This window comes from Brevibacterium sp. UCMA 11754, from assembly GCF_021532275.1.
GTDB lineage: Bacteria > Actinomycetota > Actinomycetes > Actinomycetales > Brevibacteriaceae > Brevibacterium.
Genome location: NZ_JACBOT010000041.1, coordinates 1 through 9,728, shown reverse-complemented (window position 1 = coordinate 9,728; position 9,728 = coordinate 1). Strand labels below are relative to the sequence as shown.

The 9,728-nt window shown below is 63.9% G+C and carries 6 protein-coding genes and 3 pseudogenes; 5 read left to right on the top strand and 4 right to left on the bottom strand.

Annotated elements, in window-relative coordinates:
* From HX613_RS21890 to HX613_RS21870, 5 genes and pseudogenes are all read left to right on the top strand, one after another.
* Positions 1–1,381 (top strand): annotated as a pseudogene (locus tag HX613_RS21890) (cytochrome ubiquinol oxidase subunit I); the annotation flags it as partial.
* A 12-nt stretch (positions 1,382–1,393) separates the two neighbouring features.
* On the top strand, positions 1,394–2,416 hold the full coding sequence (gene cydB / locus HX613_RS21885; RefSeq protein ID WP_235344696.1) for a cytochrome d ubiquinol oxidase subunit II: 1,023 nt from the start codon (positions 1,394–1,396) through the stop codon (positions 2,414–2,416).
* The gene (locus HX613_RS21880) at positions 2,413–3,798 is read left to right on the top strand and encodes an ABC transporter transmembrane domain-containing protein (RefSeq protein ID WP_235347208.1); all 1,386 of its coding nucleotides are present in this window, start codon (positions 2,413–2,415) and stop codon (positions 3,796–3,798) included. The genes cydB (HX613_RS21885) and HX613_RS21880 overlap by 4 nt, the downstream gene beginning before the upstream one ends.
* 66 nt (positions 3,799–3,864) lie before the next feature.
* Complete coding sequence (locus HX613_RS21875; protein ID WP_235347207.1) at positions 3,865–4,011, top strand: hypothetical protein; 147 nt, start codon at positions 3,865–3,867, stop codon at positions 4,009–4,011.
* Between the two features lie 262 nt (positions 4,012–4,273).
* Positions 4,274–4,774 (top strand): hypothetical protein, encoded by a 501-nt coding sequence (locus HX613_RS21870; RefSeq protein ID WP_235347206.1) that lies wholly within the window; start codon positions 4,274–4,276, stop codon positions 4,772–4,774.
* 60 nt (positions 4,775–4,834) lie between these two features.
* Here HX613_RS21870 and HX613_RS21865 read toward each other — a convergent pair whose 3' ends face one another.
* The 4 genes and pseudogenes from HX613_RS21865 to HX613_RS21850 all read right to left on the bottom strand — a co-directional run.
* Positions 4,835–5,413: a hypothetical protein gene (locus tag HX613_RS21865; protein WP_235347205.1), complete on the bottom strand. Its 579-nt coding sequence runs from the start codon at positions 5,411–5,413 to the stop codon at positions 4,835–4,837.
* Positions 5,414–5,538: 125 nt separating this feature from the next.
* Positions 5,539–7,314, bottom strand: coding sequence for an ABC transporter transmembrane domain-containing protein (locus HX613_RS21860; RefSeq protein ID WP_235347204.1), 1,776 nt, complete (start codon positions 7,312–7,314; stop codon positions 5,539–5,541).
* A pseudogene (gene cydB, locus HX613_RS21855) lies at positions 7,311–8,335 on the bottom strand (cytochrome d ubiquinol oxidase subunit II). Before cydB (HX613_RS21855) ends, HX613_RS21860 begins: the two are co-directional and overlap by 4 nt.
* Before the next feature lie 12 nt (positions 8,336–8,347).
* Positions 8,348–9,728: pseudogene (locus HX613_RS21850) on the bottom strand (cytochrome ubiquinol oxidase subunit I); the annotation flags it as partial.

Genomic DNA, 9,728 nt, shown 5'->3' with positions numbered 1-9,728 from the left:
CATCATGGGTGTGGCGACCGGCCTGGTCCAAGAGTTTCAGTTCGGTATGGCTTGGAGTGAGTATTCCCGTTTTGTCGGGGACGTCTTCGGTGCGCCGCTGGCGCTGGAGGCCCTGCTCGCGTTCTTCCTGGAGTCGACATTCCTCGGACTCTGGATCTTCGGCTGGGGCAGACTCCCTCGTGCTGTCCATCTGGGCAGCCTCTGGTGCGCGGTCATCGGGTCATGGATCTCCGCCTACTTCATCATCGTCGCCAACTCGTGGATGCAGCATCCGGTCGGCGTCGAGATGGTCGACGGCAGGCCGGTGATGACCGATGTCTGGGCAGTGCTGACGAACAACACGGCGATCGCCGCCTACACGCACGCGCTGTGCGGGGGCGCTGGCTGTCGGCGGCAGCTTCCTGCTCGGAATCTCCTGGTATCACCTGTACCGCCGGCGCAAGGACGGCATTGACACCATCGGATCCGACGGAAAGGTCGTCGTCGGCTCCGCTCCCGACGTGCCCGGACGAGATGCCATCGACCACCAGGTCTGGATCCGTTCTCTGCGCATCGGCGCGGTCGTCGGCATCGTCGCCTTCGCCGGTGTAGCGATCACCGGCGACATCCAGTCAAAGCTCATGTTCGAACAACAGCCCATGAAGATGGCCTCCGCTGAAGCCGCCTGCCACGATGGAACAGAGTTCTCGGTGCTCACGATCGGAGACCCCTCCTCGAACGACTGTGACGGCGTTGAGAACGTGTTCGAGATCCCCGGTCTGCTGTCCTTCCTCGCCAATGGCGACTTCAACACCCGGTCCACGGTGTGACGACTCTGCTTCCTGACTACCAGGAGAAGTACGGCACCCATCTGCCCGAGGATGAACGCTACGGCCAGCATTCCGGCGAGAAGATCGACTACCAGCCCATCATGATCGTCACCTACTGGGGCTTTCGTCTCATGATCGGATTCGGCATGATCGCAGCGGGAGTCAGCGCTCTGGCACTGTGGCTGACGCGCAAGGGCACCGTCCCCGCCTCGGCCTGGCTGATGCGCGGGGCCCTCGTGTCCATCACAGCACCCTTCATCGCGAACTCCGCCGGCTGGATCTTCACGGAGATGGGACGTCAGCCGTTCGTGGTCGCGCCGAATCCCGCACGACAGGACGCTGTGTACATGTTCACCCAGGCAGCGCTGTCACCCCAACTCACGCCGGCGATGCTGCTGTTCTCCTTGATCAGCCTCAGCCTTGTCTACGGCATTCTCATGGTTGTCGAACTGCGGCTGCTCATCGTCTACATCAGGGGAGGGGTGGCCTCGGCGATGCCTGAGGTCACGAAGACCAACCACACCCCGCGGATCACGAACGACGAAGACGACGTCCTGTCGTTCGCGTACTGAGGAGAAGACACGATGGAAATTCTCGCCACGATCTGGTTCGTCCTCATCATCGTCCTGTGGACGGGGTACCTGTTCCTCGACGGGTTCGACCTCGGCGTAGGCATGCTGATGCCGGTGCTGAGCCGTACCGAACGGCAGAAGCGGGTGCTGCTCAACACGATCGGGCCGACATGGGATGGCAATGAAGTGTGGCTGGTCACCGCGGCCGGGGCCACGTTCGCAGCCTTCCCACATTGGTATGCCTCCCTGTTCAGCGCCCTCTACATACCGCTGACGCTGTGCCTGCTGGCATTGATCTTCCGCGCCGTCGCCATCGAATATCGCGGCAAGGGACACAGTCAGGCGTGGAAGTCCTTCTGGACCTGGGCGATGGCCGTGGGGTCGGCTGGAATCGCGTTCTTCATCGGTGCCATGCTCGCCATCACCTCCAGCGGGCTGCCGCTGAATGACAACGGTGACATCGTCGGCGGGGCATTCGCCTGGATAGGGTGGCCGGCAGTCTTCGGCGGTTTGGGCGGAGTCGGCTTCGCGCTCGTCCACGGCCTCATCTTCCTCGGTCTGAAGACGCAGGGCGACATCCGAGACAAGTCTCAGCGGTGGGCGCGGAGGATGCTGCTGCCGTGCTCGATCGGCTTCCTCATCTGGTTCGGTCTCTCCATCACCCAGCGCCCATGGCTCATTGCTGTGGTCGTCGCAGCGGTGATCGCGCTGGGAGCGACGTACTTCGCTGTGCGGTCCGGGGCGGAGAAGGCAGCCTTCGCTCTGCACGGGTTCTACCTCGTGCTCGGACTCTTCGCCGTGTTCGCCGGGGCCTATCCCAACGTGCTGCCCTCAACACTGGACTCCGCGAACTCGTTGACAATCGCCTCGGCGTCGTCATCGGACTACACGCTCACGGTGATGCTGGTCGTGACCGTGATCTGCCTGCCGATCATCATCGGCTATCAGATCTTCAGCTATCGCATGTTCCTGGGCCGTATCGCCGAGACCCACATCCCCGAAGCCCACCGTGTGCCGGTGGCGATCAGGTCATGAGATCCCCACTGCGGATCCTGCTCGATCTGCCGGGCGGTCAGCGCGGATTCTGCCTCTCCCTGTTCAGCGCCCTGGCTCGGGCCGTGGGCATCGTGCTCATCGCCGAGGCTCTGGTGCGATCAATCATCGGGTCAAGCCCCGTCGCGGTCTGGGCGGTGCTGGGGCTGCTGGGAGCGGCTCTGCGCGGAGCGAGCCTCTGGACGGATCATAGTCTGGGGACGTCTCTGGCTGCTGCGAACAAGCAGCGGCTGAGGTTCTCGATCCTACGATCGCTCCTCGCCGGGCGCGGGCAGCCGCGAATGAACACGGCAGTCACCGTCACACGCGGCATCGACGACCTCGACGACTACTTCACGACCGTAGTGCCGGCGCTGAGCGCCGCAGCGGTGGTGCCGCTGACGCTGCTGATACGGATCGTCTTCACCGATGTCCTCTCAGCGGTCATCATCGCGCTGTGCCTGCCGTTGGTGCCGGTCTTCATGATCCTCATCGGCCGGTTCACGCAGGCTTCGACAGCCGCCAGCACCACAGCACTCGAACGTCTGTCCGACCACCTCGCCGAGCTGGCCGAAGGGCTGCCCGTGCTCATCGGGCTCGGGCGATCCAGGGACCACGCGCACACCCTGCGTGCTTTGGGGGAGAAATACCACAGCGCGAACCTCGCCACGCTGCGTATCGCGTTCCTCTCGAGCCTCGCCCTCGAACTCATCGCCACGATCTCCGTGGCTCTCGTCGCCGTCGTCATCGGGCTGCGCCTCGTCTCTGGAACCATGGACCTGAGCTCCGGACTCTTCGTCCTGCTCCTGGCTCCCGAGTGCTTCACTCCGTTGCGCGAACTCGGCGCCGGATACCACGCCAGCGAGAACGGCCGCGAGGCACAGGATCGTGCCCACGCGCTGATCGCAAGCACCGACAGTGCGACGACGGAAGGGCTCGACGGCGACGATATGTCCGGTGTCGGTGCGGCAGGTTCCACTGCGGCAGGTGCCGGTGCGGCCAGTGATGCAGACACTGGCGCCCGGCACGGCGTCATCTATCCGAACGGAACGACGATCGAGTGGAACGGTGACTTCCCGACCACTCCCGGCATCACTGCGGTTCGAGGAGCCTCGGGCGCAGGAAAGTCGACGATTCTGGCAGCGCTGGCCGGTCATCTGCCGGCACGGGCCAAGACCACGATGAGACCGCGCCGAGTCGCCTTCGTCCCACAGGCTCCACGTATCTTCGGTGCGACGATCGGCGCCGAGCTCGAGGTCTACGGTCTCCCACACTCACAACTTGGGACTGCACTGCGCGGAGCCCGTCTGCCTGAGGACCCGACGATGTCGACATCAGCTCTGAAGCCAACTTCGTCCCCGCCTCGGGCGGCTCCACCTGGTTGACGGCGACGGGGGAGTGTTCCTCCTCCACCGACTGCTCATCTCGATGACGACAATGCGCATCTCGACATGATCGCCAAGCGGCAGTTCGTGTGCGAGTCATCCTGGCCAGAGACGAACCGGGTCGTCGCACTCGCCGACGACGAGATCATCCCGCAAGCCCAGCCCGGGCACGCCCGCAGCAACGTCAGCACGGCCGCGCGCGCAGGAAACTGAATCGGATGCCGATCACGCAGATCTCCGATCCGTTGATCCGCCGCAGCTCGCCCCGACGAGCCCACTCGAGCCGACGATGGACCCCCCCCCGAACGTGGCTCACCGAGGCTCCCGATACGATGCCCCCGATGCTGTGATGCCCGCCGATCCCGCAGCGGCTGGCAGAACACAGAGAGCGGAAGCAGTGGGCGAGGACCACGGCTCGGCACATGAAAGTCGAAGAGCGGCTCTTCGTCGCCGGTTCTCTCTCCTGCGGTCGAGTATGCCTCTCTTCACCCCGAACATGATCATTGCTCTGCTCTCATCCTGCGCCTCCAGCCTGGCGGCAATCGCACTGACTGCAGTCTCCGCCTGGCTCATCGTCGAGGCGTCATACCAGCCTCCCATCATGATCCTCATGGTCGCCATCGTCGGCGTGCGGTTCTTCGGACTGAGTCGATCAGTGCTGCTCTATCTCAGTCGGCTCAAACTGCACTCGGCGATCTTCGCATCCTTGGGCAGACTGCGATCTCGTCTTTGGGAGCACTTCGAAGCAGTCGGCATGGGGGATCGGAAGCTGCTGACCTCTGATGCCGCGCTGCGCACCATGGTCTCCGATGCCGATGATGTTCGGGACCTGATTCCCCGGACTCTGTTCCCGCCTGTCGCTTCGTCGTTGGTCTTTCTCGCCGTGCTCATCGCGGCCTGGGCGCTCGACCGGCGACGCTGCCGGTGTTCCTGGCGCTCGGAGCTCTCAACCTGGTCGTGGTGCCAGCAGCAGTGATTGGAGTGAAAGCGGCCTCGCTGGCCGAGTCCGAAAGCTCCGCAGCGGATACTTTGGCATTCAGTGCCCGAGCCAGGACGGAGAGTATCCGGCTGCGGAGCTTTCGGACTCGGCCAGCGAGGCGCTTTCACTCCAGATCACTGCTGCTGGCACCACGACCAGGTTGAGAGCTCCGAGCGCCAGGAACACCGGCAGCGTCGCCGGGTCGAGCGCCCAGGCCGCGATGAGCACGGCGAGAAAGACCAACGACGAAGCGACAGGCGGGAACAGAGTCCGGGGAATCAGGTCCCGAACATCATCGGCATCGGAGACCATGGTGCGCAGCGCGGCATCAGAGGTCAGCAGCTTCCGATCCCCCATGCCGACTGCTTCGAAGTGCTCCCAAAGACGAGATCGCAGTCTGCCCAAGGATGCGAAGATCGCCGAGTGCAGTTTGAGCCGACTGAGATAGAGCAGCACTGATCGACTCAGTCCGAAGAACCGCACGCCGACGATGGCGACCATGAGGATCATGATGGGAGGCTGGTATGACGCCTCGACGATGAGCCAGGCGGAGACTGCAGTCAGTGCGATTGCCGCCAGGCTGGAGGCGCAGGATGAGAGCAGAGCAATGATCATGTTCGGGGTGAAGAGAGGCATACTCGACCGCAGGAGCGAGAACCGGCGACGAAGAGCCGCTCTTCGACTTTCATGTGCCGAGCCGTGGTCCTCGCCCACTGCTTCCGCTCTCTGTGTTCTGCCAGCCGCTGCGGGATCGGCGGGCATCACAGCATCGGCGGGCATCGTAGGCTCGGTGAGCCTCGTTGGGGCGGTGCGTACCACCGGGTCGTCGAGTGTGGCTGAGTCGGCATGCGAGGCCGCTGGGACATGACTGCGCGGATCGGATCCCGGATCTGCGCCTGATCGGCATCCGATTCAGTTTCCTGCGCGCGCGGCCGTGCTGACGTTGCTGCGGGCGTGCCCGGGCTGGGCTTCCTGGGAATGATCTCGTCGTCGGCGAGTGCGACGACCCGGTCGTCATGGCTGGCCAGGATGACTCGCACACGAACTGCCGCCTCGGCGATCATGTCGATGATGATCTGAGCGTTGTCATCATCGAGATGAGCAGTCGGCTCGTCGAGGACGAGGGTCTCCCCGTCGCCGTCAACCAGGTGGAGCACCCGGACGAAGGCGAGTCGACGAAGTTGGCCAGGGCTCAGAGCTGATGTCGACATCGTCGGGTCCTCAGGCAGACGGGCTCCGCGCAGTGCAGTCCCAAGTTGTGAGTGTGGGAGACCGTAGACCTCGAGCTCGGCGCCGATCGTCGCACCGAAGATACGTGGAGCCTGTGGGACGAAGGCGACTCGGCGCGGTCTCATCGTGGTCTTGGCCCGTGCCGGCAGATGACCGGCCAGCGCTGCCAGAATCGTCGACTTTCCTGCGCCCGAGGCTCCTCGAACCGCAGTGATGCCGGGAGTGGTCGGGAAGTCACCGTTCCACTCGATCGTCGTTCCGTTCGGATAGATGACGCCGTGCCGGGCGCCAGTGTCTGCATCACTGGCCGCACCGGCACCTGCCGCAGTGGAACCTGCCGCACCGACACCGGACATATCGTCGCCGTCGAGCCCTTCCGTCGTCGCACTGTCGGTGCTTGCGATCAGCGCGTGGGCACGATCCTGTGCCTCGCGGCCGTTCTCGCTGGCGTGGTATCCGGCGCCGAGTTCGCGCAACGGAGTGAAGCACTCGGGAGCCAGGAGCAGGACGAAGAGTCCGGAGCTCAGGTCCATGGTTCCAGAGACGAGGCGCAGCCCGATGACGACGGCGACGAGAGCCACGGAGATCGTGGCGATGAGTTCGAGGGCGAGGCTCGAGAGGAACGCGATACGCAGCGTGGCGAGGTTCGCGCTGTGGTATTTCTCCCCCAAAGCACGCAGGGTGTGCGCGTGGTCCCTGGATCGCCCGAGCCCGATGAGCACGGGCAGCCCTTCGGCCAGCTCGGCGAGGTGGTCGGACAGACGTTCGAGTGCTGTGGTGCTGGCGGCTGTCGAAGCCTGCGTGAACCGGCCGATGAGGATCATGAAGACCGGCACCAACGGCAGGCACAGCGCGATGATGACCGCTGAGAGGACATCGGTGAAGACGATCCGTATCAGCAGCGTCAGCGGCACCACCGCTGCGGCGCTCAGCGCCGGCACTACGGTCGTGAAGTAGTCGTCGAGGTCGTCGATGCCGCGTGTGACGGTGACTGCCGTGTTCATTCGCGGCTGCCCGCGCCCGGCGAGGAGCGATCGTAGGATCGAGAACCTCAGCCGCTGCTTGTTCGCAGCAGCCAGAGACGTCCCCAGACTATGATCCGTCCAGAGGCTCGCTCCGCGCAGAGCCGCTCCCAGCAGCCCCAGCACCGCCCAGACCGCGACGGGGCTTGACCGATGATGATGATCGCACCAGAGCCTCGGCGATGAGCACGATGCCCACGGCCCGAGCCAGGGCGCTGAACAGGGAGAGGCAGAATCCGCGCTGACCGCCCGCAGATCGAGCAGGATCCGCAGTGGGGATCTCATGACCTGATCGCCACCGGCACACGGTGGGCTTCGGGGATGTGGGTCTCGGCGATACGGCCCAGGAACATGCGATAGCTGAAGATCTGATAGCCGATGATGATCGGCAGGCAGATCACGGTCACGACCAGCATCACCGTGAGCGTGTAGTCCGATGACGACGCCGAGGCGATTGTCAACGAGTTCGCGGAGTCCAGTGTTGAGGGCAGCACGTTGGGATAGGCCCCGGCGAACACGGCGAAGAGTCCGAGCACGAGGTAGAACCCGTGCAGAGCGAAGGCTGCCTTCTCCGCCCCGGACCGCACAGCGAAGTACGTCGCTCCCAGCGCGATCACCGCTGCGACGACCACAGCAATGAGCCATGGGCGCTGGGTGATGGAGAGACCGAACCAGATGAGGAAGCCGATCGAGCACGGCAGCAGCATCCTCCGCGCCCACGCTGCTGAGACTTGTCTCGGATGTCGCCCTGCGTCTTCAGACCGAGGAAGATGAGGCCGTGGACGAGCGCGAAGCCGACTCCGCCCAAACCGCCGAAGACTGCCGGCCACCCTATCCAGGCGAATGCCCCGCCGACGATGTCACCGTTGTCATTCAGCGGCAGCCCGCTGGAGGTGATGGCGAGCATGGCACCGATGAAGAACGCGATTCCAGCCGACCCCACGGCCATCGCCCAGGTCCAGAAGGACTTCCACGCCTGACTGTGTCCCTTGCCGCGATATTCGATGGCGACGGCGCGGAAGATCAATGCCAGCAGGCACAGCGTCAGCGGTATGTAGAGGGCGCTGAACAGGGAGGCATACCAATGTGGGAAGGCTGCGAACGTGGCCCCGGCCGCGGTGACCAGCCACACTTCATTGCCATCCCATGTCGGCCCGATCGTGTTGAGCAGCACCCGCTTCTGCCGTTCGGTACGGCTCAGCACCGGCATCAGCATGCCTACGCCGAGGTCGAACCCGTCGAGGAACAGGTACCCCGTCCACAGGACGATGATGAGGACGAACCAGATCGTGGCGAGAATTTCCATCGTGTCTTCTCCTCAGTACGCGAACGACAGGACGTCGTCTTCGTCGTTCGTGATCCGCGGGGTGTGGTTGGTCTTCGTGACCTCAGGCATCGCCGAGGCCACCCCTCCCCTGATGTAGACGATGAGCAGCCGCAGTTCGACAACCATGAGAATGCCGTAGACAAGGCTGAGGCTGATCAAGGAGAACAGCAGCATCGCCGGCGTGAGTTGGGGTGACAGCGCTGCCTGGGTGAACATGTACACAGCGTCCTGTCGTGCGGGATTCGGCGCGACCACGAACGGCTGACGTCCCATCTCCGTGAAGATCCAGCCGGCGGAGTTCGCGATGAAGGGTGCTGTGATGGACACGAGGGCCCCGCGCATCAGCCAGGCCGAGGCGGGGACGGTGCCCTTGCGCGTCAGCCACAGTGCCAGAGCGCTGACTCCCGCTGCGATCATGCCGAATCCGATCATGAGACGAAAGCCCCAGTAGGTGACGATCATGATGGGCTGGTAGTCGATCTTCTCGCCGGAATGCTGGCCGTAGCGTTCATCCTCGGGCAGATGGGTGCCGTACTTCTCCTGGTAGTCAGGAAGCAGAGTCGTCACACCGTGGACCGGGTGTTGAAGTCGCCATTGGCGAGGAAGGACAGCAGACCGGGGATCTCGAACACGTTCTCAACGCCGTCACAGTCGTTCGAGGAGGGGTCTCCGATCGTGAGCACCGAGAACTCTGTTCCATCGTGGCAGGCGGCTTCAGCGGAGGCCATCTTCATGGGCTGTTGTTCGAACATGAGCTTTGACTGGATGTCGCCGGTGATCGCTACACGGCGAAGGCGACGATGCCGACGACCGCGCCGATGCGCAGAGAACGGATCCAGACCTGGTGGTCGATGGCATCTCGTCCGGGCACGTCGGGAGCGGAGCCGACGACGACCTTTCCGTCGGATCCGATGGTGTCAATGCCGTCCTTGCGCCGGCGGTACAGGTGATACCAGGAGATTCCGAGCAGGAAGCTGCCGCCGACAGCCAGCGCCCCGCACAGCGCGTGCGTGTAGGCGGCGATCGCCGTGTTGTTCGTCAGCACTGCCCAGACATCGGTCATCACCGGCCTGCCGTCGACCATCTCGACGCCGACCGGATGCTGCATCCACGAGTTGGCGACGATGATGAAGTAGGCGGAGATCCATGACCCGATGACCGCGCACCAGAGGCTGCCCAGATGGACAGCACGAGGGAGTCTGCCCCAGCCGAAGATCCAGAGTCCGAGGAATGTCGACTCCAGGAAGAACGCGAGCAGGGCCTCCAGCGCCAGCGGCGCACCGAAGACGTCCCCGACAAAACGGGAATACTCACTCCAAGCCATACCCGAACTGAAACTCTTGGACCAGGCCGGTCGCCACACCCATGATGA

Coding starts and splice junctions, on each gene's coding strand:
- HX613_RS21880 (WP_235347208.1), top strand. CDS start 2,413: ATGAGATCCCCACTGCGGATCCTGCTCGATCTGCCGGGCGGTCAGCGC.
- HX613_RS21870 (WP_235347206.1), top strand. CDS start 4,274: ATGCCTCTCTTCACCCCGAACATGATCATTGCTCTGCTCTCATCCTGC.
- cydB (WP_235344696.1), top strand. CDS start 1,394: ATGGAAATTCTCGCCACGATCTGGTTCGTCCTCATCATCGTCCTGTGG.
- HX613_RS21860 (WP_235347204.1), bottom strand. CDS start 7,314: ATGAGATCCCCACTGCGGATCCTGCTCGATCTGCGGGCGGTCAGCGCG.
- HX613_RS21875 (WP_235347207.1), top strand. CDS start 3,865: ATGATCGCCAAGCGGCAGTTCGTGTGCGAGTCATCCTGGCCAGAGACG.
- HX613_RS21865 (WP_235347205.1), bottom strand. CDS start 5,413: ATGCCTCTCTTCACCCCGAACATGATCATTGCTCTGCTCTCATCCTGC.